Raw genomic sequence first — 25655 nt, 5'->3', positions numbered from 1 at the left:
TCTCCCCCGTGGCGCGCGGCCGGTCAGGTGAGGGTGGCCACGGCCCGACGGGCACTCGCGATGCAGGCCGGCACCCCGACGCCGTCGTAGGCCGCACCCGCGACGACGAGTCCGGGGACCTCGGCGACGGCGGCCCGGACGGCGGCCACCCGCTCGACGTGGCCGACCAGGTACTGCGGCAGCCCACCACCCCAGCGCACCAGGCGGGTCTCGACCGGCTCGGGGTCGGTGAGCGCCAGCAGGTCGACGACGTCGGCCACCACCGCGGCCACCAGCTCGTCGTCCGGGCGCTGCAGCTGGTCCTCCTCGAGGTACCGGCCCACCGACGAGCGCACCCGCAGCAGGCCGTCGCCGTCCAGGTGCGGCCACTTCTGCGACGAGATCGTGACGCCCTTGACCAGCCGGCCGGTCACCGGCGGCACGAGCAGCCCGGACCCCGGTGCGAGCGGCTGGCCGCGGAAGGCCATCGCGACGACCGCCATCGAGGCGTACGGGATGCCCTGCAGGGGCTCGACGGCGCCCGGGGCGACCTCGGCCAGCAACCGGGCGGCCTTCCCCGCCGGGGCGGTCAGGACGACGGCGTCGGCGGTGAGCGGCTCGTGCCCGGCCCCGACGGTGAGCTCGAGGCCGCCCGCCGTGCGGGACAGCGTGTGCGCCGGGGTGCGCAGCCGGACCGAGCCGGGCGGGAGCGCGGCGGCCAGGGTGTCGGGCAGCGAGCCCACGCCCCCGGGCAGGGTCACGAACACCGGACCGTCGGGGGTGCCGGCGGCGGCCTCGCGGCTGCGCGCCCCGGCGTCCCGGGCGGCGGCCGCGGCGGCCAGGACCGTGCCGTGGTGCGGCAGCTGCGCGGCCAGGGCGGGCATCGTCGCGGTGACCGACAACCGGTCGGCCTGGCCGGCGTAGACCCCGCCGAGCAGGGGCTCGACCAGCCGGTCGACGACCTCGTCGCCCAGCCGCTCGCGCAGCAGGTCGCCGACCGTGCGGTCGGTGGTGAACCGCAGCGGCGGCAGCGACGCCTCGGCCCGGACCCGCTCCACCCCGTCCGGCGACAGCAGGCCGTCCAGGCCGTCGGCGGAGGTGGGGACGCCCAGCAGCGTCCCGGCGGGCAACGGGTGCCGGCCCGAGGGCAGCACGACCGAGGCCGACGTCGTGCGCGGGGCCAGCTGGGTCAGCCCCAGCTCGGCCATGAGGTCGACGGCGTGCGGCACCCGGGCCAGCACGGCCTCGGCGCCGGTGTCGTACCAGGTGCCGGACAGCTGCACCCGACCCAGCTTCCCGCCGACCCGGTCGCCGGCCTCCAGGACGACGACCTCGTCGCCGGGGTGCTCCCGGTGCCAGGCGTACGCCGCCGTGAGACCGGTGATGCCGGCCCCCACCACGACGCAGCGGCTCATGCGCGGGAGGTCAGCTCGTGCACCAGCTCGACGACGTGGGTGATCGCCCCCGGGTCGGTGTCGGGGAGCACCCCGTGGCCCAGGTTGAAGACGTGGCCGCGGGCGGCTCGGCCCTGCTCGACCACGCGGCGCACCTCGGCGTCCAGGGTGTCCCGGTCGGCCAGCAGGACGGCGGGGTCGAGGTTGCCCTGCAGCGAGTAGCCGGGGCCGACCCGGCGGGCGGCCTCGTCGAGGGGGACCCGCCAGTCGACGCCGACCACGTCGGCGCCGGCGGACCCGATGAGCGGCAGCAGCTCGCCGGTGCCCACCCCGAAGTGGATGCGCGGCACGTCGCGCTCGCCGGCGGCCCGGTCGCCGAGGCCGTCGAGCACGGCCCGGGAGTGCGGCAGCACGCGGGCGGCGTAGTCGGTCGCCGACAGCACGCCGGCCCAGGAGTCGAACAGCTGGACGGCGGAGGCCCCGGCGTCGACCTGGGTGCGCAGGAAGACCGCCGCCGACACCGACAGCTTGGTGAGCAGGCGCTGCCAGGCCTCGGGCTCGGCGTACATGAACGCCTTGGTGCGGGCGTGCTCCTTGGAGGGGCCGCCCTCGATGAGGTAGGTGGCCAGGGTGAACGGCGCCCCGGCGAACCCGATGAGCGGTGTCGGGCCGAGCTCGGCGACCAGCCGGCGCACGGCGGTCACCAGGAAGCCGAGCTGGTCGGGGTGCAGGTCGGGCAGGGCGTCGACGTCGGCCACGGTGCGCACCGGCTCGGCGACGACCGGACCCACCCCCGGCTTGATCTCGATGTCCACGCCGGCGACCACGAGCGGCAGCACGATGTCGGAGAACAGGATGGCCGCGTCGACCCCGTGCCGACGGACCGGCTGCAGGGTGATCTCGGTGACCAGGTCGGGGTCCTGGCAGGCCTGCAGCATCGCGGTGCCGGCGCGCAGGGCCCGGTACTCGGGCAGCGACCGGCCGGCCTGCCGCATGAACCACACCGGCGTGCGGTCGACCGGCCGCCCGAGGGCGGCACGGACGAGGTCGGAGTCGGCCGGCGGCGTCGGGCTGCTGGTGTCGGCTGTCGCTGGGGTACCCACGACCAGCCATCCTCCCAGACGGCGGCGGAACCCACCGGCGGGCTCCGGTCGACCCGCCTGGGTCGACACGCCGGCCTCGGTGACTCTCCGTGCTGGGGTAGTTGGCGCGTCGCACAGGCGGTGTGTCGGTACAGCGACCTACCCTTCGGACGTGGATCCGCAGCGCAGGCCTGGTCGCGCCCCGGCAGGTGACGCCGAACGTCCCCCGCCGCCGGCCGAGTTCCAGGCCGCCCTCGACTCCCTCGCCACGGTCCGTGCCCGCGCCGAGGTCGTCCTGGAGCACATCCCCGCGCCCCAGCGACTGGCGCCGTGGTCGCACGCCATCGGGGCCCGGGTGGCCGAGCCCGCCGAGCTGCCCGGCGAGGACGACGTCGAGGTGGCCAGCGGCCGTTTCATCGTGCTGCACGACCCCGCCGGCCACGACGCCTGGGACGGCACCACCCGCTGCGTGGGCTACGTCTCGGCGGTCACCGACGAGTCGATGGTCGACGACACCATGTTCTCCGAGGTCGCCTGGAGCTGGCTGGTCGAGGCGCTCGCCGACGCCGGCGCCGCGCACCATTCCCTCGGCGGCACGGTCACCCGCACCGCCTCCACCCGCTACGGCGACATCGCCGGTCCCGAGCACTCCGTCGACGTCGAGATCCGGGCGTCGTGGACCGCGGGCGACACCGACCTCGACCGGCACCTCACGGCCTGGCTCGAGGTCCTCGGCAACGCCGCGGGGCTCCCGCCGCCGGGCGTGCACCTGCTGGGCTCGGTGGGCAACGGCCGGGCGACCGGCAGCGCCGGCTCCTAGAGTGGGTGCGTTGCTCCATCCGGAGCAACGTCGGATGGGCCGATCGCGGCGGTTCGCTGCGGGGCCCGAGTGCGGGAGCGGTCAGCGGTGACGTCGGTGCACGGGCGGGGCGAGTCGACCGTGCTCCCCCCCGACGCCAGTGCGCTCGTCGTCGACACCGCCCCCCTCGTCCGCGAGGCACTGGGGACGCGGCTGCGGGCCCTGGGTGCACGCGACGTCGAGGAGGCCGCCGGGCTCGAGGAGGCCCGCGTGCGGGCGCACGTCTCCGGCCCCCGCGCGCTCTGCGTGCTCGACGTCGACCTCCCCGACCCCACCCTGCCCGCGCACGACCCGGCCCGTGGCCTCGAGCTGCTCCCGGTGCTCAAGGCCGACGGCTGGCCGGTCACCGTGGTGCTGACCGCGGTCACCGACCCCGCCGTCGTCCGCGCCGCCTTCCTGGCAGGGGTCCGCGGGTACTTGCTCAAGTCCTCACCGCTCGCCGTCCTCACCGAGGGTCTGCGGGCGGCGCTGTCCGGCGGCGACGTCTACGCCGACCCCGGCATCGCTGGGAGCCTGGCGGTCGGGCTGCTCCGCGGCGCGGTCGACCACGGCCCCGCCACCCTCTCGGCCCGCGAGGTCGACATCCTGCGGCTGGTCGCCGAGGGACACACGAACAAGGAGATCGGTGACGTGGTGGACCTGTCCGCGCTGACGGTGAAGAGCCACCTGGCGCGCATCGCCCGCAAGCTGGGCACCGGCGACCGGGCCCACATGGTGGCCCTGGGCATCCGCAGCGGGGTGATCTCGTGACCACCCCCTCCCCCGAGAGCACGGTCCCCGACGGCGCCGCGCCCGAGAGCCCGGCGACCCCGCTGCTCGCCCCCCGCGACGGGTTGCCGCCGGTCATCGAGACCTCCACGGCCCTGGTCGACTACGCCGCCGCGCTGCGCGGAGGCAGCGGACCGGTCGCCGTCGACGCCGAGCGCGCGTCGGGCTACCGCTACGGGCAGAAGGCCTACCTCGTGCAGATGCGCCGGGCCGGCAGCGGCACCGGGCTCATCGACCCGGTCCCGCTGCCCGACATGGGCCCGGTGCAGGACGCGATCGGCGACGTCGAGTGGGTCCTGCACGCGGCCAACCAGGACCTCCCCTGCCTGGCCGAGATCGGTCTGGTGCCCACGACGCTCTTCGACACCGAGCTCGCCGCCCGGCTGGCCGGGCTGCCCCGGGTCGGGCTGGGGGCCGTGGTCGAGTCGCTGCTGGGTCTCACCCTGCAGAAGGGCCACTCGGCCGCCGACTGGTCGACCCGCCCGCTGCCCACCGACTGGCTGGTCTACGCCGCCCTCGACGTCGAGGTGCTGGTCGAGCTGCGCGACGCCCTGGCCGCGCTGCTCGACGAGCAGGGCAAGACCGAGTGGGCCCGCCAGGAGTTCGCCGCCATCGTGGCCGCCGGTCCGCCGGCCCCCCGCGTCGACCCGTGGCGGCGCACATCGGGCATGCACGGCCTGCGCAGCCGGCGGCAGCTCGCCGTCCTGCGGTCGCTGTGGGAGGCCCGTGACCTGCTCGCCCGCCGCCGCGACGTCGCCCCGGGCCGGGTGCTGCCGGACTCGGCGATGGTGGCGGCCGTCGCCGCGGACCCGGCGACGGTCGAGGCGCTGGCCGACCTGCCGGTGTTCCGCGGGCGGGCCAACCGCAAGATCGCCGGCACCTGGTTCTCGGCGATCCAGAAGGGCCGCGCCCTGCCCGACGAGCAGCTGCCCGCGCACAGCCTGCCCGGGGACGGTCCGCCGCCGGTGAACCGCTGGGCCGACCGCGACCCCGAGGCCGCCCAGCGGCTGCAGGTCGCTCGGTCCGGTCTGGCCGCGCTGGGCGAGCAGTGGTCGGTGCCGGTGGAGAACCTGCTCTCCCCCGACCTCGTGCGCCGGCTGATGTGGTCGCCGCCGGCCGAGGTCTCGCCGGAGTCGGTGGCCGGGTTCCTCCGCGACGGCGGGGCGCGACCGTGGCAGGTCGACCTCACCCGCGACCTGCTCACCGAGGCGGCCACCACCGCCTGACCGCCCGCGCCCCCCGCCCCCGGCCCCGGCCAGGCCCGGCCCCCGGCTCCGGCCCCCGGCCCCCGGCCAGCGGAAGCAAGGAGCCCTTTCCCCACGCAACCGGCCCGGTCGTGGTGGAAGGGCTCCCCTGCCTGCCCGGGACGGGGTGGGGCCGGGCACCTGGTTACCGACCGGTAACTTGGGGCGCGACGCGGTCCGACACCACGGCCGCGGCCGCGAACCCCCGGAGGTCCCGTGTCCCGCTCCCTGCGCGAGGTCGTCTTCGTCGACGGCGTGCGCACCCCGTTCGGCAAGGCCGGCCCGAAGGGCATGTACGCCGAGACCCGCGCCGACGACCTGGTCGTGCGCTGCATCCGCGAGCTGATGCGCCGCAACCCCGAGCTGCCGCCCGAGCGCGTCGACGAGGTCGCCATCGCGGCCACCACGCAGATCGGCGACCAGGGCCTGACCATCGGCCGCACCGCCGCCCTGCTGGCCGGGCTGCCGACGAGCGTCCCGGGCTTCGCGATCGACCGCATGTGCGCCGGGGCGATGACCGCCGTGACCACCACCGCCTCGGGCATCGCCTTCGGCGCCTACGACGTCGCCATCGCCGGCGGGGTCGAGCACATGGGCCACCACCCGATGGGCGAGGGCGTCGACCCCAATCCGCGGTTCGTCAGCGAGAAGATCGTCGACTCCTCGGCGCTGGTGATGGGTTCGACCGCGGAGAACCTGCACGACCGCTTCCCGCACCTGACCAAGCAGCGCGCCGACGCCTTCGCCGTCGGCAGCCAGGACAAGTACGCCGCCGCGCTCGCCGCCGGCAAGATCGGTCCCGAGCTGGTCACCGTCGCCACCCGCTCGGCCGAGCAGGGCTGGGGCCTGGCCACCGCCGACGAGCCGCCGCGCCCGGGCACCACCGTCGAGGGCCTGGCCGGCCTGAAGACCCCGTTCCGCCCGCACGGGCACGTCACCGCCGGGAACGCCGCCGGCCTGAACGACGGGGCCACCGGGTGCCTGCTGGCCGCCGAGGACGTCGCCACCGAGCTCGGCCTGAAGGTCGGCATGCGGCTGGTGGGCTTCGGCTTCGCCGGCGTCGAGCCCGAGGTGATGGGCGTCGGCCCGGTGCCCTCCACGCTCAAGGCGCTGGCCTCGACCGGGCTCACCATCGAGGACATCGGGCTGTTCGAGCTCAACGAGGCCTTCGCCGTCCAGGTGCTGGCCTTCCTCGACCACTTCGGCATCGCCGACGACGACCCGCGGGTCAACCCGTGGGGCGGCGCGATCGCGGTGGGCCACCCGCTGGCGTCCTCGGGCGTGCGGCTGATGACCCAGCTGTCGCGGCAGTTCGCCGAGCGCCCCGACGTGCGGTACGGGCTCACCGCCATGTGCGTGGGCATCGGCATGGGCGGGACGGTCATCTGGGAGAACCCGAACTGGGAGGGCGAGAAGTGAGCGAGCAGTTCCCCGACGAGGTCGTCACCAGCGCCCTGACCCGGCTGGTCGCCCTGCCCGGGGTGGACAAGCCGCTGGCGCTGATCACGCTGGACAACGGGCACGACCACACCCGGCCCTCGACCTTCGGCCCCGGCGGCCTGGACTCCCTCGACGCCGCCCTCGACGAGGCGCTGGCCGCCGACGTCTCGGGCATCGCGGTCACCGGCAAACCGTTCGTCTTCGCCGTCGGCGCCGACCTGTCCGGCGTGCCGAGGATCGCCGGCCGCGACGAGGCACTGGAGATCGCCCGGCAGGGGCACCGGGTGTTCGCGAAGCTGCGCGACGCCGACGTCCCCACCTTCGCGTTCGTCAACGGCGCGGCGCTCGGCGGCGGCCTGGAGCTGGCCCTGCACGCGCAGCACCGCACCATCTCGGCCGGGGCGTTCGTGGCCTTCCCCGAGGTCTTCCTCGGCCTGGTACCGGGCTGGGGCGGCACGCAGCTGCTGCCGCGGTTGATCGGCATCGACGCCGCGGTGTCGGTGATCGTGGAGAACGCGCTGGCGCAGAACCGCATGACGTCGGGTCCGCGGGCGGCGAAGCTCGGCATCGCCGACGCGCTCTTCGAGCCCGCCGACTTCCTGGAGCGCTCGCTCGAGTGGGCCGCCGGCGTCCTGACCGGTGCGGTCACCGTCGACCGCCCGGACGTCGACGCGGCCACCTGGCACGACGCGGTCGCCCGCGCCCGCCAGGTGGTGGCTGCGCGGACCCGCAACGCGTCGCCGGCCGCCGTCCGGGCCGTGGACCTGCTCGAGCTCGCCCGCACCGCGTCGTTCGCCGACGGCACCGCCGCCGAGGACGAGGCGCTGGCCGACCTGATCATGACGCCCGAGCTGCGCAGCTCGCTCTACGCCTTCGACCTGACGCAGAAGCGGGCCAAGCGACCGGCCGGTGCACCGGACAAGGCGCTGGCCCGGAAGGTCACCAAGGTCGGGGTCGTGGGGGCCGGGCTGATGGCCTCTCAGCTGGCGCTGCTGTTCCTGCGCCGCCTCGAGGTGCCCGTCGTCCTCACCGACGTCGACCAGGCGCGGGTGGACAAGGGCGTGGGCTGGGTGCACGGCGAGCTGGACAAGTTCGCCGGCAAGGGGCGGCTGTCCCCCGACGCACTGAACCGGCTCAAGGGCCTGGTCTCCGGGTCGCTGGAGAAGAGCGCGTTCGCCGACGCCGACCTGGTCATCGAGGCGGTGTTCGAGGAGCTGTCGGTGAAGAAGCAGGTGTTCGCCGAGGTCGAGGCGGTCGTGTCCGACACGTGCGTGCTGGCCACCAACACCTCGGCGCTGTCGATCACCGAGATGGCCGCGGACCTGCAGCACCCCGAGCGGGTCGTGGGCATGCACTTCTTCAACCCGGTCGCCGTCCTGCCGCTGCTGGAGGTGGTGCGGGCCGGGCGGACCGACGACGCCACGCTGGCCACCGCCTTCGCCGTCGGCAAGCAGCTCAAGAAGTCGTGCGTGCTGGTCGCCGATGCCCCGGCGTTCGTGGTCAACCGGCTGCTCACCCGGTTCCTCGGCGAGGTCACCGCGGCCGTCGACGCCGGCACGCCGGTCGACGTCGCCGAGCGGGCGCTGGACCCCCTGGGCCTGCCGATGACGCCGTTCGAGCTGCTGTCGCTGGTCGGCCCGGCGGTCGCGCTGCACGTGGCCGAGCGCATGCACGAGGCGTTCCCCGACCGGTTCGGCGTGGGCACCGGGCTGCGCCGGATGGTGGAGCTGCGCAAGACCAGCGTGTTCAGCGAGCCCGGCGTCGTCGACCCCGAGCTGGCCGACGCGTTCGGGGCCGGCACCGGGGGCCCGGACGCCGAGGAGCTGCGGGTGAACGCCGAGCGGGCGCTGGCGGAGGAGATCCGGCTGATGCTCGACGAGGGCGTCGTGCAGGCGGTGGAGGACATCGACCTCGCCATGCTGCTCGGCGCCGGCTGGCCGTTCTGGCTCGGCGGCATCAGCCCCTACCTGAAGCGCATCGGCGCGCTGTAGGCCCGGTGCGTCCGTCCGCATCCCGGGGCCGGGGTGCGGACGGGCGTACTGCCCAGGCGGGCGACCTCCGGCGCCCCGCCCGCTTGAGCAGCACGCCATCATCGACGGGTGGACGTCGAGGTGAACGCGCTGGCGCTGAACGTGACGATCCCTGCGCACCTGCGGTGGACCGACGTCCGGCGGGGCGAGGAGTTCACGCTGCAGACGCTCACCGTGCGGCTGCTGCCCGAGGGGACACCCGCCGCCAAGGCGTACGGCCGGCCCACCGCGGGCGGGCGGGGTGCCTACGTGTCGTTCCCGGTGCCCGACCGCCCCGAGCTCACCGAGCTGGTCCAGGCCGCCGCCGCCCGCGCCGCCGAGCTCTGGGCAGCCGCCGGTCGTTGATCATGCAGAACGGCGACGCCGACACGCCGCACACCGGCGCGCCGCCGTTGTCGTTCTGCATGATCGAGAACGAGGTGCGGCGCGGGCGGGGTCAGCGGAAGCGGTCGGTGAGGGAGTCCATGGTGCGGTTGACCTCGGCGACCTTGATGTGGCTGATGCCCGCCGTGGCGCCGGCGGCCAGCATCGCCTCGTGCACGCCGCGCAGGGTGGCCCACACCTGGTCGGCCTCGCCCTCGAGCGTGGTGCCCAGCGCGCCGACCTCGTAGCTGAGCCCGGACGCCTGGATGACCGCGATGGCGGCCTTGACGTGGGCGTAGGCGTCGTCGGGCGTGCCGGGCGGCGACGGCGCGACCTGGATCTCAGCGATCAGCACGGTTCTCCTCGGGCTGGGCGGTGCGGTCGGCGATGCGGGCGGCCCACTCGATGATGCGACGGGCGACGTCCTGCTCGGTGAGGCCGTGCTCGGCCAGCACCTCGGCGCGGGTGGCGTGGTCGAGGAACACCTGGGGCAGGCCCAGGCAGCGCACCGGGACGTCGACCTCGGCGTCGCGCAGCGCGGCGGCCAGCGTCTCGCCGACACCGCCCGACCGCCCACCGTCCTCGAGGGTGACGACCAGCTTGTGCCCGGCGCACATCTCGACCAGCTCGGCCGAGGCGGGCAGCACCCAGCGGGGGTCGACGACGGTGACCTCGATGCCGTGCTGCGCGGCCCGCTGGGCGGCGGCCAGTCCGGCGGGCACCAGCGAGCCGCAGGCGACCAGCAGGACCTCGGGGGTGGCACCGCGGTGCAGCACGTCGACCGGGCCGACCCGCTCGACCGCCGGCACCGAGGCCAGCACCGAGCCCTTCGGGAAGCGCAGCACGGTGGGGCCGTCGGTGACCGTCAGCGCTTCGCGCAGCTCCTCCTTCAGCGTCTCCTCGTCGCGCGGCATGGCCATGCGCAGGCCCGGGACGACGGCGCAGATCGAGGTGTCCCACATGCCGTTGTGCGAGGCGCCGTCGGTGCCGGTGACGCCGGCCCGGTCGAGGACGACGGTGACCGGCTGGCGGTGCAGCGCGACGTCCATGAGCAGCTGGTCGAAGGCGCGGTTGAGGAAGGTGGAGTAGACCGCGACCACGGGGTGCAGCCCGGCCATGGCCAGACCCGCGGCCGAGGTGAGCGCGTGCTGCTCGGCGATGCCGACGTCGAAGGTGCGCTCGGGGTACTGCTCGGCGAAGGCGGCCAGCCCGGTGGGGTGCAGCATCGCGGCGGTGATCGCCACGACGTCGCTGCGCTCACCGCCGACGGCCACCAGCTCGTCGGAGAACGCCGTCGTCCAGTCGCGGCCGGCCGAGGCCGAGCTGACGCCGCTGTCGGGGTCGAAGACGCCGGTGGCGTGCCAGGCGTCGATGGTGTCGCTCTCGGCCGGGGCGTACCCGAAGCCCTTGACCGTGACAGCGTGCACGATCACCGGCCCGCCGAAGGCCCGGGCCCGGCGCAGCGCGGACTCCATGCCCGCGACGTCGTGGCCGTCGACCGGGCCGACGTACTTCATGCCGAGGTCCTCGAACATGCCCTGCGGGGACAGGACGTCCTTGAGGCCCTTCTTGATCGCGTGCAGCGCCTCGTACAGCGCGGTGCCCACCACCGGGGTGCGGGTGACCGACTGGCGCACGGCCAGCAGGGCCTGCTCGTAGCCCGGGCGCAGCCGCAGGGTGGCCAGGGCGTCGGCGACCCCGCCGATGGTCGGCGAGTACGAGCGGCCGTTGTCGTTGACCACGATGACCACGGGGCGGTCCTGCGCGGCGGCGATGTTGTTCAGCGCCTCCCAGGCCATGCCGCCGGTCAGCGCACCGTCGCCGATGACCGCCACCACCGGACGGACGTCGCCGCGCACGGCGAACGCCTTGGCCAGCCCGTCGGCGTAGGACAGCGAGGTGGAGGCGTGGCTGTTCTCGACCCAGTCGTGCTCGCTCTCGGCGCGCGAGGGGTAGCCCGACAGGCCGCCGCGCTGGCGCAGGCCGGTGAAGCCCTCGAGCCGGCCGGTGAGCAGCTTGTGCACGTAGGACTGGTGGCCGGTGTCGAACACCACGGGCTCGCGCGGGGAGTCGAAGACCCGGTGGATCGCGATGGTGAGCTCGACCGCGCCGAGGTTGGGCCCGAGGTGGCCGCCGGTCTTGGCGACGCTGGTGACCAGGGCGTCGCGGATCTCGGCCGCCAGGGTGGGCAGCTGGTCGGGCGCGAGCTCCCGCAGGTCGGCGGGGCCGGTCAGCGAACGCAGCAACGACACCGCCCGATGGTAGCCGCGGATCATGGTCGGCCTCGGGTCACGGCCGAGGTCGGGCCCGAGGTCACAACCGCGGGGCCCAGCGCTCGCCCCGCAGCGCCCCGCCCACGACCTCGACGCCGCGGGCGGCTGCGGCCAGCCGGGCACCCTCGCGCTCGTAGGCGGCCATGGCGGCCTCCATGGCCTCGGGCGGCAGCTCGTCGGCGAGCTCGACCCGCACCGTGCGCCACCCGGCCCGGGCGGCCTCGAGCCCGGCACCCACGTGGTCGGCGGCGAAGCGGGCCAGCAGCACCGGGTACCGGCGCAGCACCTCGTGCGAGCGGTACTCGGGGGGCACCAGGTCGTAGAGCCAGGCGATGGCGGTGCGCTCCCAGTCGGGGGCACCGGGCGGGCGCACCGGGTCGGGCCACCCGGGCGGGGCGGTGCCGTCGCGACCCGCACCGCGCTCGGGGTCACGAGCGGCGTCACGGGCAGCACCACGGCCGGGGGGAGGCACGTCAGGCAGTCTGCTCCGGGGGTCCGACATCGGCGGCGTCGTCGGGCCGGTCCGTGGCCGGGCCCGGGACCGGGGAGGGCGCCGGCACGGAGACGTCGTCGGGGTCCAGCACCGCCTCGTGCAGGGCCACGCCGATGCGCGCCGAGGCCTCCTCGGTGGGGTGCACGCCGTCGAGGGTGGTGCCGGCCCGGTAGTCGCCGTCCTGGTCGCGCACGTCGGTCATCGGGTCGACGAACTGCCAGCCCTGCCGGGCGGCCAGCCCGGCCAGCGCGTCGTTGAGGTCGGCGACCTCGGGGCCCAGGCCGTCCTCGGGCGCCACCGCCGACAGCACCACCCGGGGCACCCCGACCACGTCGGCGATGGCCACGAGGTGGTCGAGCACGGTCCTCGTGGGCACGGTCCAGTCGATGTCGTTGTTGCCGAGCATGACCACCACGGCGTCGGCCTGCATCGGCTGCACCTCGGCCAGGGCGTCGGCGGTGGTGGCCCCGGAGTGCGCCCACCCGCCCAGCACGTCGACCCCGTTGCCGGCCGCCCACCACGCCCACGAGCTCTGGTCGACGTCACCGGCGTCGAAGTCGGGGCTGTCCATCTCGGTGATCGAGTCCCCCACCGCCACCACGCGCACCTCGGCGGGGCCCGGCGTGCCGCCGGCGGTGGTCGCCGCGGTCGCGTGCGGGGCGGCGGCCCCGCAGCCGGCGGCCAGCAGCGGCACCAGCAGGGCCGTCCCCGCCCACCGCCCGGACCGGGTCACCGGCTGCCCGCCTCGACGAGCGGGGCCGCCTCGGTCGACGGGGTGGGGCCGGCCGGGACGGTCCTCGCCGGCGTCGCGGGCCGCGGGGGCCTGCGACGCCCGGCCAGCAGGGCCCGACCCAGCCGCACGGCCTCCCCCACCGACAGGTGCGGCAGGTAGGCCAGCGACACCGCGCGTGCGATCCGGGGCAGGTCGGCCGGGTCCAGGTGCACCAACCACAGCGGCCGGTGCCGGGGTTGGAACTTGGCCTTGAACGACAGCAGCGAGCGGAACCCGTAGACGGGCTCCATGAGCCGGCCGGTGGCCTCCAGCAGCCGGGCGAGGGCGTCGGCGTCGCCGTCGCCGTCCGGGAAGGCGAGCGGGGCACCGGACAGGCTGACGAACTCGCAGCCCTCCTCCTGGAAGGTCAGCGCCGCGGTGCCCACCAGGAACTCCATGGTCCCCGGCGGGCAGCCGGGGCTGCGCCGCATGAGGTCCAGGGTCCAGCCGACCCGCACGCCGTCGCGAGTGGCCGGCAGCCAGCTGGTGATGCCGTGCACGCGGCCGTCGACCCCCACCGAGAGCAGGCAGCGGACGGCGGGGTCCGCCAGCTCGTCGAGGCCCCCGAGGGTGAAGCCCATCTCGGGCAGCCCCTTGCCGGCCAGCCACTCCTCCGACGAGCGGGCGACCTGCTCGCGCAGGGCCAGCGGCGCCTCGTCCCAGCGCAGCCACACGGCCTCCACGCCGTCGCGGGCCGCGCGGTTGATCGCCGTCCTCACGTCCTGCCACTTCTTGCCGGTGTAGGCCAGCTCGCCCAGCGGCAGCCAGGTCTCGCTGGCCACCTGCAGCCGGCGCCCGCCGGGCAGGGCCCGGGCCACCTCGTCGGTGACGGAGTACCAGCAGGGTGTCCAGCCCCGGGCCAGGCACCAGGCGGTGAACTCCGGGACGGCCGCGGCGCGCGCGTCCGACGGCCCGATCGGGTCGCCGGTGGTCAGGGCGACCCCGCCGACCACGCGGAAGGCCACCACGGCCCGGCCGTCGGCGGTGAACCACCAGCGGTTGCCCGTCCAGGTGGTCATGAACGACAACGCGCCCTCGCCGTGCCGGTCGACCAGGGCGCGGGCCCGGGCGGCGTCGCCCTGCGGCACGGCCGGCCGGACGACGGCCCACGCCGTGCCGACCAGCACCGCCCAGCAGAGCACCCCGGTCCAGTTGGCCAGCACGCGTGCGGCGCCGCGCAGCGGGGCGACCTGGGGCAGCACCTCGCCCAACCAGCCCGGCGGGAGCATGCGCGCAGGCAGGTCGGCGAGCAGCCGGGCCACCGTCGGCGGCTGCGCCCAGTCGCTGCGCAGCAGCACGCCGGCGCCGACGTAGACCAGCACGACGACGCCGAGACCGGCCGCGGCCAGCGTGACCCAGCGACGGACCGAGCCGGGGGCCGCGGGCACCGGGAACCGGTGGCGGGTGGCCAGCAGGAGCACGAGGACGGCACCGGGTGCGGCCACCGGCGACCACAGCGCCACCGCGGGCAGCCCGGCCCGGGCGGTGTGCAGCACCACGACCGCGGCGTCGGGGTGCCGCAGCACGACCGCGACGACCACCGCACCGACCAGCGTCAGCACACCGCTGAACACCACGGCGCCGGTCCACGCCGCCCGGCGGCCGCGGCGCAGCCCCTCGGCGAGCACCAGCTGGAGCAGCACGGGCAGCACCGAGAGCAACGCCGGGCCCGCGCCGCCGAGGCGGGCGCGCTCGAGCAGGACCCGGCACGTCGCGGCGTCGCCGTCGACGCAGATCTGCCGGACCAGGTCGGCGCCGGGCCGCCCGGAGACGAACAGGTGGCTCACGACGGCCCACGGCCCCTCGGGGGTGCGCGACAGCGCGGCGACGAGGGGTCCGACCGCGGCCGCGGCGACCACGAGGGCCACCAGCGCTCGGGACTCGCGGCGGCTCACCGGGCCGCGCTCGGGCCGCACGCCGGTGCGGCGGGCCCGCCAGCGGGCGGCGAGGACCCCGCCGGTCAGGCCCAGCAGCCACCCGGCGAGGCGGTGCAGGTCCCCGGCGGTGCCGGAGTAGAGCACCTGCATCACCAGGACGACGCCCAGGACGACCCGGGTGCGTCGGCGCAGCAGCGGGGTGGCCGTGGCGGTGGCGGCCCCCACGACCACCAGCACACCGGGCAGCGGGCCGCTGACGACGGCCTGGACGAGGAACCGGCCCCACCAGGCGCTCGTGTCCTGCAGGATGCCCGCGGCCAGGGTGGCCAGGAGGCCGGCGGCGGCCTGCCCGGCCACCCACGTGCCGGCGGTCCAGCGGCTGCCCCGGCGGTGCTCCACCGGGGCCATCAGCGCGGCGACCAGCAGCACCCCCACGACCGCCTCGCGCGGCCCCGACGTCACGAGGCCGGAGGTGAGCAGGGTCCACCACCGCCCCTCACCCAGCGGGTGCACGCCGGTGCCCCACCGGGTGCGGTCGGCCACGAATGCGGAGGCGACGAGGACGACGAGCAGGCCCGCGGTGAACGGCACGCGGCGGAGCAGCCGGGCCGCGGTGCCGACGGTGCCGCTCACGAGGGGAGCCCCGTCCGCAGGGCCAGCCAGGGCAGCGCGCCCTGGAAGCCCGGACCCCAGACGTCCCAGGAGTGCCCGCCGGGCACCCGGGTGCTGGTCACGCTCGCCCCCGCCTTCTTCAGCGCGGCGACCACCTCGTCGGCCTGGGGCCGGTAGTCGTGGTCACCGTCCCCGACCACCACGTAGGCGCCCAGGTCCGGGTAGCGGTGGGCGGCGAGCAGGTGCAGCGGGTCCACGGCGTCGAAGGCGGCCGCATCACCGCCGAACGTGGCCTGCAGGGTCGTGGTGTCGTCACCGAGCGTCGGGGCGCGCTGGCCCGAGGCGATGAACGCGGTCGAGAACAGGTCGGGGTGGTTGGTGGCCAACTGGAGGGCGCAGGTGCCGCCGTAGGAGAAGCCCCCGACGGCCCAGTCGGCGTGGTCGGTGTCCACCTGGAGGTTCGCCGAGATCCAGGCGGGGACGTCGACGGCCAGGTAGGTGTCGGCCTTGCCCAGCGCGGAGTCCATGCACAGCGGGTTGCTGGCCTCCCCGCCCAGGTCGTCGGGCATGACGACGACCGGGGCGAGCCCGTGGTGGGCGTCGGCCCAGGCGTCCAGGCGCTGGGCGATCTGCCCGCCGTCGATCCAGTCGCGGGGGCTGCCCGGCTGCCCTCCCAGCATCACCCACACCGGCAGCGCCGGGCGGTCCTGCACCAGGTACGCCGGGGGCAGGTAGACCCAGGCCGGCCGGGCCGCGAAGCCCGACCGCGTCGCCGGGATGGTCACCTCCGACAGCGCGCCGGTGGTGGGCATGTCCGCCGGCGGGGTCCAGTCCGCGAGCGAGGCGGTGGAGACGGTCGTGTCGGTCAGCACGTCGGCGGCGTCGACCTGGTCGTAGGGCGGCAGCTGGAGGGCGGCGGCCACGGTGGGGAACGGCTGGTAGACCTGGTTGACGGCGTCGGCAGCGCCGAGGACGACGCCGACCAGCGCCACCACGGTGAGCACCCGGCGCCACCAGCGCTGGCCCGACCAGCCGACCACCGCGAGGGTGGTGCCCAGCAGGCCCAGGCCGATCCAGAAGGGCACCAGCCACGGCAGGCCGTCGGGGAACGGCTTGGTGATCACCAGGAGCAGCTGGGCCACCCCGAGCAGCACGGCAGCGGCCACCAGCGCCAGCGGGACCCGCCGGGTGAACCAGCGCCGGTCCCGGTGGGCGACCAGCAGCACGGCCAGCCCCACGAACAGCGCGGCCAGCAGGCCCACGTACAACGGGCCGGACACCAGCTTCAGCGCGACGAACGACCGCCACAGCTCCGCGAACACTTCCGCCCTCCCAGGTCGACGGCGGTCACCGTCCAGGAGCGGCCTGCATGATCACCCGGGGATCCCTGTGAGCCTCCTGCACATCGGGGGGACAGCCGGTGGTCGGGGAACCCACAGCCGGTCGGGAGGCCGCGTCCAGTCGGCGCGGACACGATCCCCAGCCGTGACCGTGCTCGACGCAGCCCCCACCGCCCCCGCGCCCCCGGAGAAGGCCCCGGACCGGGCCCGGTCCGCCCGCCGGCCCCGCCCGGACCAGCTGGCCCTCGCCGCCGTGCTGGCCGGTGCCGCAGCGCTGTACTCCATCGGCCTCGCTCGGTCCGGCTGGGGCAACGCCTTCTACGCCGGCGCCGCGCAGGCCGGGTCCAGCAGCTGGTCGGCCTGGTTCTACGGTGCCTCCGACGCGCCGGGCTCGGTCACGGTGGACAAGCCCCCTGCCGCGCTGTGGGTGATGGGCCTGTCGGCCCGCGTCTTCGGGGTGTCGCCGTGGTCGGTGCTGCTGCCCCAGGCCGCGATGGGCGTGCTGGCCGTGGCCCTGCTGGCGGCCACCGTGCGCCGGGCGGTGGGCCCGTGGCCGGGGGTGCTCGCCGGACTGCTGCTCGCGCTGACCCCGGTGGCCACCCTCATGTTCCGCTACGACAACCCCGACGCCCTGCTCACGCTGCTGTGCGTGCTGGCCGCCTGGGCCGTGGGGCGTGCGCTGGCCGACGGCCGCACCCGCTGGCTGGTGCTGGCCGGGGCGGTGGTCGGCCTGGCCTTCCTGACCAAGTCGCTGCAGGCGTTCCTCGTGCTGCCCGGGCTGGCCGGTGCCTACCTCGTGGCCGGGCCCCCCCGGTCGCCCCGCCGCCTGCTGCAGCTGGTGGCCGCCGGCGCGGCGCTGCTGGTGTCGGCGGGCTGGTGGATCGCGGTCGTGCGGCTCGTGCCCCGGGCGGACCGCCCGTGGGTCGGCGGCACCACCGACGACGACCCGCTGAGCCTGGCCCTCGGCTACAACGGGCTGGGCCGGCTCAGCGGCGACGAGAGCTCCGGCGGGGGCGGGGTGCACCGGTCCTCGTCGAGCATCTGGCGGCTGGTCGGGTCCGGGGGCGACGAGGCCGGCTGGCTGCTGCCGGTCGCCGTCCTGGCGCTGGTGACCCTGCTCGTGCTCACCGCGCGGGCCGGCCGCACCGACCGGGTGCGGGGGGCGGCGCTGCTGTGGGGCGGCTGGCTGCTCGTCACCGCCGGCGTGCTGAGCGTGATGAAGGGCATCGAGCACAGCTACTACGCCGTGCAGCTGGCCCCGGCCGTCGCAGCGCTGGTCGCCCTCGGGGGCGCCGAGCTGTGGCGTGCGGGCCGTCGCCGGCTGCTGGCCGCAGGCCTCGCGGTGGCCGTCGCCACGGCCGGCGCGACCGCGGCCCTGCACTGGCACCACCCAGCACCCTCGGCGGTACTGGTCGCCGTCCTCGTGGTCCTCCTGGTGGTCGCACTGGTCGGGCTGCGCCGCGGCCGACGCCGGGCCTTCCTGGTGCCGGCCGTCCTCGCGCTGTGCCTGGGGCCGTCGCTGTGGTCGGTGAGCACGGCCGCGGGCCAGCACCAGAGCAGCAACGTCTACGCCGACCCGCCGCCGGTGACGGCCGCCGGCTGGCACGTGGGCCGGCCCGACGGCGCCGGGGTCACCGCGGCCGCCGCAGACCTCGTGCGCACCGGGGGCGCGGGCTTCACGTGGGCGGCGGCCACCGTCGGCCACCACGGCGCGGACCTGCAGCTGGCCACGGGGCAACCGGTGATGGACATCGGTGGCTTCTCCGGCCAGGACCCGACCACCACGCTGCCGCAGTTCCAGGACGACGTCGCGCAGCACCGCATCCACTACTACGTGGCCGGCACCGGCGGTGGACCGGACTCGGTGCGGATCCTGCACTGGGTGCGGGCGCACGGCACGAAGGTCGACGTCGGCGACACCGAGATGTACGACCTGTCGGGGCTGGCCGCCCGGGGCTAGCGGGCGGGCGGCTCCAGGAGGGCCACGCACTCGACGTGGGCGGTCATCGGGAAGGCGTCGTACGCCCGCAGCCCGGCCAGCCGCCAGCCGGCCTCGGCGAACACGGCGACGTCGCGGGCCAGCGACGCCGGGTCGCAGGCCACGTACACGACGGCCCGGGCCCCGGCGTCGGCCAGCACGGCGCTGACCTCGCGGCCGGCACCGGACCGCGGCGGGTCCAGGACGACGACGTCGGGCGGGCCGTCGAGCTCGGCCAGCAGCTCGGTCAGGCCCTCGGCGTCGACGTCGCCCTGCCAGACCTCGGCCTGCGGCAGGTCGGCCAGGTTGTCCGCGGCCGCCGCGCACGCCCCGGGGTCGCCCTCGACGCAGACGACCTGGCCCTCCGGGCCCACCCCGGCGGCCAACGACCCGCCGAACAGCCCCGCCCCGGCGTAGAGGTCGAGCACCCGCTCCCCCGGCGCCACGGCGGCGAACCCGGCGACCGCGCCGACGAGGGCGTCGGCGGCGGCCGGGTGCACCTGCCAGAAACCGGTGCCCTCGACCTGCCAGTCGCGGTGCCACGCCTTGCGCTCGGCCCGCGTGCCGCTGGCGGTGGCGCCGGTGGCCCGCACGACCTTGGTGGCCTGCGGGTGCCCGCGGCGGTCGAGGGTCGTGGTGGTCACCCCGCCGACGGAGTCCACAGCGACGTCGACCGCGCCGGCGCCGTCCCACCGTCGTCCCAGGACGGCCGCCACGGCTGGCTCGACGGTGATCGGGCAGTCGTCGAGGACGACCACCTCGCGCGAGCGGTGCGGGCGCAGCCCGGGCCGTCCCGACCGGTCGACGGCGAACCGCGCCCGCGAGCGCCAGCGCAGCGGCCCGCCGGGCAGCTCCTCGACGTCGAGGGAGACGTGCATGCCGGCCAGCCGGGCGAACTGCTCGGTGACGACGTCGCCCTTGAGCCGGCGCTGCGCCGCGGGGTCGACGTGCTGCCAGTCGCAGCCACCGCAGCGGCCCGGGCCCGAGGCAGGGCAAGGCCGCTCGACGCGGTCGGGCGAGGCGTCGAGCACCTCGACGGCGTCGGCGCGGCAGTAGCCGCGGTGCCGGTCCTCGGTGACCACGGCGACGACGCGCTCGCCGGGCAGTGCGTGCCGCACGAAGACGACGCGGCCCTCGTGCCGGGCCACGCAGTGCCCGCCGTGCGCCACCGGCCCGACGGTCACCTCGATGCGTCGTCCGGCCCAGGTCCCGGCGTCACTGCTCACGGGCGCCAGGGTCCTCGGCCAGGCCGCGGCGCAGGTCGCCGGGGGCCACCCCGGGCCGCTCGGTGTCCTCGCGGTCGCGCGAGCCCTCAAGCTGCCAGGGCACCGTCGTGATCATCACGCCGGGCTGGAACTGCAGGCGGGCGCGCAGGCGCAGTGCGCTCTGGTTGTGCAGCACGTTCTCGAACCAGTGCCCCACCACGTACTGCGGCACGAAGACGACCACCAGCTCGCGCGGGCTGTCGCGGCGGATGTCCTTGACGAACTCGAGCACCGGCCGGGTGATCTCCCGGTAGGGCGACTCGAGCACCGTGAGCGGCACCGGGATGTCGTAGCGGTCCCAGTCGGCCTGCAGGGCACGGGTGTCGGCGTCGTCGACGTTGACGGTGAGCGCGGTGAGCTGGTCGGGCCGGGTGGCCCGGGCGAAGGCCAGCGCCCGCAGCGTGGGCTTGTGCACCTTGCTGACCAGGACGACGGCGTGCACCTTCGACGGCAGCGTGCGGGAGTCGCCGCTGGGCACCAGCTGCTCGGCCACCTGGGTGTAGTGCCGGTTGATCTGGCGCATCAGCAGGTAGATGAAGGGCATCGCGACGATGACGATCCACGCGCCGCGGGTGAACTTGGTCAGCACGATGATGACCAGCACGATCGTGGTGATCGAGCCGCCGAGGGCGTTGATCACCTGCGAGCGCCGCATGCGGGCCCGTTCGGCGCCCTCGACCAGCTTCATCTCGCGCTTCCAGTGCCGCACCATGCCCCACTGGCCGATGGTGAAGCTGGTGAACACGCCCACGATGTAGAGCTGGATCAACCGGGTCGAGTCGGCCTCGAAGGCCACGATCATGACGACCGCGAAGCCGGCCAGCAGCAGGATCCCGTTGCTGTACACGAGCTTGTCGCCGCGGGTGTGCAGCTGCTTGGGCATGTACCGGTCCTGGGCCAGCACCGAGCCCAGCAGCGGGAAGCCGTTGAACGCGGTGTTGGCGGCCAGGATGAGCACCAGCGCGGTGGCGGCCTGGATGTAGAAGAACCCGATCGAGCCGTCGCCGAACACCGCCTGGGACACCTGGGCGATGACGGTCAGCTGCGGCTGGGTGTCGCAGTTCGCGAAGCCCTCGAGGTCGCAGGGGAACTCGGCGTACTTCACGTCCGCGAACAACGCCAGCGCGGTGACCCCGGCGAACATGGCGGCGGCGATGCCGCCCATGAGCGCCAGCGTGGTGGCCGCGTTGCGCGACTTCGGCGGGCGGAAGGCGGGCACCCCGTTGGCGATCGCCTCGACCCCGGTCAGCGCGGTGCAGCCCGAGGCGAAGGCCCGCAGCACGAAGAAGATCAGTGCGACGCCGGCCAGGTTCGAGTACTCCGGCTCGGGCGTGATCGTGTACGCCGCGCTCTGGGCCACCAGCGAGGCGTCGGTGAAGAAGTACTTGATGAACCCGGTGACGACCATCACCAGGATGCCGGCCACGAACAGGTACGTCGGGACGGCGAAGCTCTTGCCCGACTCGCGCACCCCGCGCAGGTTGGCCGCGGCCAGGAACGCCACCAGCCCCACAGCGATGAGCACGCGGTGCTCGGCCAGCTGCGGGAACGCCGAGATGATGTTGTCGGTGCCCGAGGCGACCGAGACCGCCACCGTCATGACGTAGTCGGTGAGCAGCGCGCTGGCCACCACCAGCGAGGCGAACCGGCCGTGGTTCTTCGCGGCCACCTCGTAGTCCCCGCCCCCGGAGGGGTAGGCGTGCACCACCTGGCGGTAGGACAGCACCACCACCACCAGGAGCAGGACGACGGCGACGGCCAGCCACGGGGCGAGGAACAGGAAGGCCGACCCGGCGAGGGTCAGCACGATGAGGATCTCCTGGGTGGCGTAGGCCACGGAGGAGAGCGGGTCGCTGGCGAAGATCGGCAGCGCCAGACGCTTGGGGAGCAACGACTCGCCCGCCCTGTCGCTGCGCACGGGGCGGCCGAGGACGAGGCGCTTGGGGAGTTGTCCGAGGTCGGACAGCGAAGGCACGCGGCGATGGTACGGACGGGAGGGGCCCGGCCCGCCCCGGCGGCGTCACCGCGCCGGTGTAACTTCGCCCGCGGTACGCCCGGGCGGTCCACGCCCGGGCGCGGAGATCCCCTCGGGAGCGCACGTGCACGTGGTCGTCATGGGCTGCGGCCGGGTCGGATCGGCCATCGCCCGCCGCCTGGAGGAGATCGGGCACAGCGTCGCGGTCATCGACCAGAACGCCGAGGCCTTCCGCCGGCTGGGTCCGGAGTTCACCGGGCGGCAGGTCACCGGGCTCGGCTTCGACCGGCAGACCCTGCTGGACGCCGGCATCGACGCAGCCGGCGCCTTCGCCGCGGTCAGCAGCGGCGACAACTCCAACATCATCAGCGCCCGGGTGGCCCGCGAGACCTTCGGCGTCCAGCACGTCGTGGCCCGCATCTACGACTCCAAGCGGGCCGAGGTCTACGAGCGCATGGGCATCCCCAGCGTGGCCACGGTGCCCTGGACGGTGAGCCGCCTCATGCGCGAGCTGCTCAGCGTCAAGGTCACCGAGATCTGGCGCGAGCCCACCGGCAAGGTGCTGCTCATGCGGGTCACCGTCACCGACGGCTGGGTGGGCCGGCCGCTGGCCGACCTGGAGAAGGCCTCCGGCGCGCGCGCGGCGTGGCTGGTGCGCTTCGGCGAGGCGCAGCTGCCGCGGCCGGGCACGGTGCTGCAGTCCGGCGACCACCTGGTCGTCGCCGCCACCGACGAGATCGCCGGCGCGGTGCACGACGTGGTCGAGAACACCCCCGTGGGAGGGCAGCACTGATGCGCGTCGCCATCGTGGGCGCCGGGGCCGTGGGCCGCTCGATCGCCGGGGAGCTGCTGGGCAACGGCCACGCCGTCATGCTCATCGAGAAGAACGGCGCCAAGGTGCGCACCAAGGCGGTGCCGGGCGCGGAGTGGGTACAGGCCGACGCGTGCGAGGTCACCGCGCTCGAGGAGGCCCACCTCGCCTCGTGCGACGTCGTGATCGCCGCGACCGGCGACGACAAGGCCAACCTGGTCGTCTCGCTGCTGGCCAAGACCGAGTTCGCGGTCAACCGGGTGGTCGCCCGGGTCAAGGACCCGCGCAACGAGTGGCTCTACACCGAGGCGTGGGGGGTCGACGTCGCCGTCTCGACCCCGCGGGTGCTCGCGGCGCTGGTCGAGGAGGCCGTGACCGTCGGCGACGTCGTCCGCCTGATGAGCTTCCGGAAAGGTGCGGCGAACCTCACCGAGATCACCCTGGCCGAGGACACCCCGTGGGTCGGCCGCCCGGTGCGCGAGGTGCCCCTGCCGCGGGAGACCGTGCTGACGGCGATCCTGCGCGGCGAGCGGGTCATCACCCCCTCCCCCGACGAACCGCTCGAGGCCGGCGACGAGCTCCTGTTCGTCATGCACGGCGACGTCGAGGAAGATCTGCAGGAGGTCCTGTCCGGCAAGCGGGTCTGATGCCCCGTCCCGAGGCTCGCCCCGAGCTCGCGAGGGGTGAGGAGGACGGGGTCCTTCACCTGCAGGAAGTCCCGTCCGGCAAGCGGGTCTGAGCTATGCGGTGCGGTGGCGGTGCAGGCGGGCGACCACCCAGAGGGTGACCACCAGGGCCAGGCCGGTCACCGGCAGACCCAGCACCAGCGACGAGGTGCCCAGCAGCGCCACCTCGTCGCGCCAGTACAGGAACCCCTGCACGGCCGCGCGCACCAGGAAGGTGCCCGCCCACAGCACCGTCAGCCAGGTGTAGGCCCGCAGCATGCGGCGGTCGGTGCGCCAGTGCCGCTCGGCGGGGGCATCGGGGGTGGGCTCGGCGTCGTCCGCACCCGTCTCCGCCCCGCGCTCCTCGGCCCGCTCGGCGGCCTGCAGCACCGCGGCGCCCCGGGAGCGCATGCGCCCGGCCAGCTTGCCCGTGAGGCTGTGGTCGGCCATCGACCCCAGGTGGCTGGGCGCCAGGAACTCGGCGGCCACGCCGACCAGCGGCCAGCGCACCAGCACCGAGCCCAGCAGGACGACGCCCAGGCCGGCGTTGCGCACCAGACCCAGCACGAAGAAGTCGCGTGCCTCACCCGACGCCCGGGCGATGGCCACCGCGATGGCGACGCCGATCAACCCGCTCACGGCCTGCTGGACGGTCTCCTTGCGGACCAGGCGCAGCCCGAACACCAGGACGGCGGCCCCCAGCGCGGCCCAGATGCCGGCCGTGAGGCCACCGAGGGAGTTGGCCACCACGAACGCGATGGTCGGCAGCGACACGTCGACCATGCCGCGCCACCCGCCGAGCGAGTCCAGCACGAGGGCCCGGTCGAAGGCCACGGACGAGCGGCCGGACGACGAGCTCACCCGAGGCCCAGCTCGTACCAGGGGTTGTAGACGACCTTGCGCCCCTCGAAAGAGGCGAACCGCCCGCGGGCGGTCAGCGTGCGACCGGGCTCGATGCCCGGGATGCGCCGACGCCCCAGCCACACCAGCGTGACCGACCCCGACCCGTCGAACAGCTCGGCCTCCAGCGTGGGCACGGTCTCCCGGGGGGTGTAGACGACCGACCGCAGCCGGCCGGTCACCGAGACGACCTTGCCCTTCTGGCAGCTGCTGACCGGCTCGCAGCCGGAGCTGACCACCCCGCTCTGCAGCTCCTGGGCGTCGATGGTCGCGTCGTCGGCGGTGAGCTTGGCCAGCCGCTTGGCCAGCCAGCCCTGGGGACGGGTCTCGGTCACGCGTCCAGGGTAGGACCGCTGCGCTGGCGGGCGGCGGCCTGCTGGGCGGCGACCTGCTCGGCCGCCTGGGCCGGCAAGGTCATGGGCAGCTGCTCCCGCACCGGCATGGGCTCGGTGCCGCGGGCGACGACGATGCGGCGGAACGCCGCCTCGAGCGCGGCACCCGCCTCGGGGGTCTCGGCCGCCGGGCCGCTGATCATCCCGCGCAGGAACCACCGGGGGCCGTCGACGCCGACGAACCGGGCCGCCCGGCGCACCGGCGCGGCCGGGGCGGTCTGCCCCGGCTGCGGCGGCGGGGAGGCCTGGACGAACCCGAACAGCTCGGGACCGAAGGGGCCCTCGCGCTCGGTCAGCGACCCGCCCTGGCCGCTGGCGCTGGTGGCCAGGTCGGCGCGGACGCCCTCCCAGATGCCCCCGGCCCGCGGCGCGGCGAAGGCCGACACCTGCAGCAGCGAGTCCCCGGCCCGCAGGCTGGCCCCGACCACCTTCTGCTGGGCGTTGACGTCGACCCGCAGCTCGAGGCCGGGCACCGCGGGGATGCGCAGCGCACCGAGGTCGATGCGGGGCACGCCGTCCTCGGGGGCGTCGGCGGCGTCGAAGGGACCGGTGGTCTCCTCCTGGTCGCGCTCGCGCACCTGCGGCTCGGGCGGCACCCCCCGCTCGCGCACGCTGCGCTCGATCCGGTTGCGCCGGCGTCCGAACGGCATCTCAGTCCTGCCCCTCTGTCGTGGATGTGGTGGCCGCGCCGAACCCGCCGGTCGAGCCGTGGCCCTCGGCACCGCGCTCGCTGGCCGGCAGCGCGGCCACCGGCGTGAACACCGCCCGGACCACCGGCTGGACCACCAGCTGCGCGACCCGGTCGCCCCGGCGGAGCCGGATCGTCGTGGTCGGGTCGGTGTTGACCAGGTTGACCTTGATCTCGCCCCGGTAGCCCGCGTCGATGGTGCCCGGCGCGTTGACCATGCCCAGGCCGTGCCGGTGCGCCAGCCCCGACCGGGGGTGCACGAAGCCCGCGTAGCCCTCGGGGATCGCCACCGACACCCCGGTGCCCACCAGCGCGCGCTGGTGCGGGGCGAGCTCGACGTCCTCGGTCACCGCGAGGTCGGCGCCGGCGTCACCCGGCCGGGCGTAGGCCGGCAGCGCGGCCCCCGCGGCCAGGACGACGGGGACCTCCAGCGGTGCGGGTGAGGACGACACGGC

Annotated in this window: 23 protein-coding genes; 9 read left to right on the top strand and 14 right to left on the bottom strand. The window is 75.4% G+C overall.

The features are described 5' to 3' along the window. Positions 1-23: 23 nt before the first annotated feature. Positions 24-1394 carry a protoporphyrinogen oxidase gene (gene hemG / locus BLP29_RS17405; RefSeq protein WP_092806847.1) on the bottom strand — a complete coding sequence of 457 codons (1371 nt, stop codon included), beginning with the start codon at positions 1392-1394 and terminating at the stop codon, positions 24-26. After that, a complete protein-coding gene (gene hemE, locus BLP29_RS17400) occupies positions 1391-2476 on the bottom strand; it encodes a uroporphyrinogen decarboxylase (protein WP_092806845.1) in 1086 nt (361 codons plus the stop codon). The genes hemG and hemE overlap by 4 nt, the downstream gene beginning before the upstream one ends. 151 nt (positions 2477-2627) lie before the next feature. Between hemE and BLP29_RS17395 the strand changes: the two genes are divergently transcribed. From BLP29_RS17395 to BLP29_RS17370, 6 genes are all read left to right on the top strand, one after another. After that, on the top strand, positions 2628-3275 hold the full coding sequence (locus BLP29_RS17395) for a DUF3000 domain-containing protein (protein WP_165839425.1): 648 nt from the start codon (positions 2628-2630) through the stop codon (positions 3273-3275). Between the two features lie 120 nt (positions 3276-3395). Continuing rightward, on the top strand, positions 3396-4064 hold the full coding sequence (locus BLP29_RS17390; protein ID WP_243470062.1) for a LuxR C-terminal-related transcriptional regulator: 669 nt from the start codon (positions 3396-3398) through the stop codon (positions 4062-4064). Beyond that, entirely contained in the window at positions 4061-5308 is a 1248-nt protein-coding gene (locus BLP29_RS17385; protein ID WP_207798567.1) for a ribonuclease D, read from the top strand. The genes BLP29_RS17390 and BLP29_RS17385 overlap by 4 nt, the downstream gene beginning before the upstream one ends. A 234-nt stretch (positions 5309-5542) precedes the next feature. Then, entirely contained in the window at positions 5543-6745 is a 1203-nt protein-coding gene (locus BLP29_RS17380; RefSeq protein ID WP_092806839.1) for a thiolase family protein, read from the top strand. Further along, complete coding sequence (locus tag BLP29_RS17375; protein ID WP_092806837.1) at positions 6742-8757, top strand: 3-hydroxyacyl-CoA dehydrogenase NAD-binding domain-containing protein; 2016 nt, start codon at positions 6742-6744, stop codon at positions 8755-8757. Before BLP29_RS17380 ends, BLP29_RS17375 begins: the two co-directional genes overlap by 4 nt. A 108-nt stretch (positions 8758-8865) precedes the next feature. After that, complete coding sequence (locus tag BLP29_RS17370) at positions 8866-9141, top strand: hypothetical protein (RefSeq protein ID WP_092806835.1); 276 nt, start codon at positions 8866-8868, stop codon at positions 9139-9141. Positions 9142-9232: 91 nt separating this feature from the next. On the opposite strand, the gene BLP29_RS17365 is transcribed toward BLP29_RS17370, so the two are convergent. The 6 genes from BLP29_RS17365 to BLP29_RS17340 all read right to left on the bottom strand — a co-directional run bounded on the left by BLP29_RS17365 (position 9233) and on the right by BLP29_RS17340 (position 16508). Then, a complete protein-coding gene (locus BLP29_RS17365) occupies positions 9233-9514 on the bottom strand; it encodes a thiamine-binding protein (protein WP_207798566.1) in 282 nt (93 codons plus the stop codon). Next, positions 9501-11411, bottom strand: coding sequence for a 1-deoxy-D-xylulose-5-phosphate synthase (dxs, locus tag BLP29_RS17360; protein ID WP_092806833.1), 1911 nt, complete (start codon positions 11409-11411; stop codon positions 9501-9503). Before dxs ends, BLP29_RS17365 begins: the two co-directional genes overlap by 14 nt. Before the next feature lie 61 nt (positions 11412-11472). Then, positions 11473-11904: a hypothetical protein gene (locus BLP29_RS17355; protein WP_243470061.1), complete on the bottom strand. Its 432-nt coding sequence runs from the start codon at positions 11902-11904 to the stop codon at positions 11473-11475. Between the two features lies 1 nt (position 11905). Further along, on the bottom strand, positions 11906-12658 hold the full coding sequence (locus tag BLP29_RS17350) for an SGNH/GDSL hydrolase family protein (RefSeq protein WP_092806831.1): 753 nt from the start codon (positions 12656-12658) through the stop codon (positions 11906-11908). Further along, positions 12655-15207, bottom strand: a complete 2553-nt coding sequence (locus tag BLP29_RS17345) for a bifunctional lysylphosphatidylglycerol flippase/synthetase MprF (RefSeq protein WP_092806829.1) — start codon at positions 15205-15207, stop codon at positions 12655-12657. Before BLP29_RS17345 ends, BLP29_RS17350 begins: the two co-directional genes overlap by 4 nt. Further along, entirely contained in the window at positions 15204-16508 is a 1305-nt protein-coding gene (locus tag BLP29_RS17340; RefSeq protein ID WP_092806827.1) for an alpha/beta hydrolase, read from the bottom strand. Before BLP29_RS17340 ends, BLP29_RS17345 begins: the two co-directional genes overlap by 4 nt. A 163-nt stretch (positions 16509-16671) precedes the next feature. Here BLP29_RS17340 and BLP29_RS17335 point away from each other — a divergent pair, with 163 nt between their 5' ends. After that, positions 16672-18486 (top strand): glycosyltransferase family 39 protein, encoded by a 1815-nt coding sequence (locus BLP29_RS17335; protein WP_092806825.1) that lies wholly within the window; start codon positions 16672-16674, stop codon positions 18484-18486. Here the strand turns inward: BLP29_RS17335 and BLP29_RS17330 are convergent. Continuing rightward, entirely contained in the window at positions 18483-19730 is a 1248-nt protein-coding gene (locus BLP29_RS17330) for a class I SAM-dependent RNA methyltransferase (protein WP_243470060.1), read from the bottom strand. The two genes, BLP29_RS17335 and BLP29_RS17330, sit on opposite strands and share 4 nt — an antisense overlap. Next, entirely contained in the window at positions 19720-21744 is a 2025-nt protein-coding gene (locus tag BLP29_RS17325; protein WP_092806823.1) for an APC family permease, read from the bottom strand. The genes BLP29_RS17330 and BLP29_RS17325 overlap by 11 nt, the downstream gene beginning before the upstream one ends. A 124-nt stretch (positions 21745-21868) precedes the next feature. On the opposite strand from BLP29_RS17325, the gene BLP29_RS17320 reads away from it, so the two are divergent. Continuing rightward, the gene (locus tag BLP29_RS17320; RefSeq protein WP_092806821.1) at positions 21869-22537 is read left to right on the top strand and encodes a potassium channel family protein; all 669 of its coding nucleotides are present in this window, start codon (positions 21869-21871) and stop codon (positions 22535-22537) included. After that, positions 22537-23202 carry a potassium channel family protein gene (locus BLP29_RS17315; RefSeq protein ID WP_092806819.1) on the top strand — a complete coding sequence of 222 codons (666 nt, stop codon included), beginning with the start codon at positions 22537-22539 and terminating at the stop codon, positions 23200-23202. Before BLP29_RS17320 ends, BLP29_RS17315 begins: the two co-directional genes overlap by 1 nt. A gap of 93 nt (positions 23203-23295) precedes the next feature. Here the strand turns inward: BLP29_RS17315 and BLP29_RS17310 are convergent, their stop codons facing one another. Genes BLP29_RS17310 through dut form a run of 4 tightly spaced genes read right to left on the bottom strand, consistent with a single transcriptional unit; the run spans position 23296 to position 25652 of the window. Continuing rightward, positions 23296-24081: a DUF3159 domain-containing protein gene (locus BLP29_RS17310; protein ID WP_243470059.1), complete on the bottom strand. Its 786-nt coding sequence runs from the start codon at positions 24079-24081 to the stop codon at positions 23296-23298. After that, a complete protein-coding gene (locus tag BLP29_RS17305) occupies positions 24078-24455 on the bottom strand; it encodes an OB-fold nucleic acid binding domain-containing protein (RefSeq protein ID WP_092806817.1) in 378 nt (125 codons plus the stop codon). The genes BLP29_RS17310 and BLP29_RS17305 overlap by 4 nt, the downstream gene beginning before the upstream one ends. Continuing rightward, entirely contained in the window at positions 24452-25162 is a 711-nt protein-coding gene (locus tag BLP29_RS17300) for a DUF3710 domain-containing protein (RefSeq protein ID WP_092806815.1), read from the bottom strand. The genes BLP29_RS17305 and BLP29_RS17300 overlap by 4 nt, the downstream gene beginning before the upstream one ends. Position 25163: 1 nt before the next feature. Further along, entirely contained in the window at positions 25164-25652 is a 489-nt protein-coding gene (dut, locus tag BLP29_RS17295) for a dUTP diphosphatase (RefSeq protein WP_092806813.1), read from the bottom strand. Positions 25653-25655 lie beyond the last annotated feature (3 nt).

Source organism: Klenkia marina (genome assembly GCF_900101025.1).
Classification (GTDB): Bacteria; Actinomycetota; Actinomycetes; order Mycobacteriales; family Geodermatophilaceae; genus Klenkia; species Klenkia marina.
The sequence above is the reverse complement of the archived record's forward strand: the minus strand, read 5'-3'. Positions and strand labels throughout refer to the sequence as shown.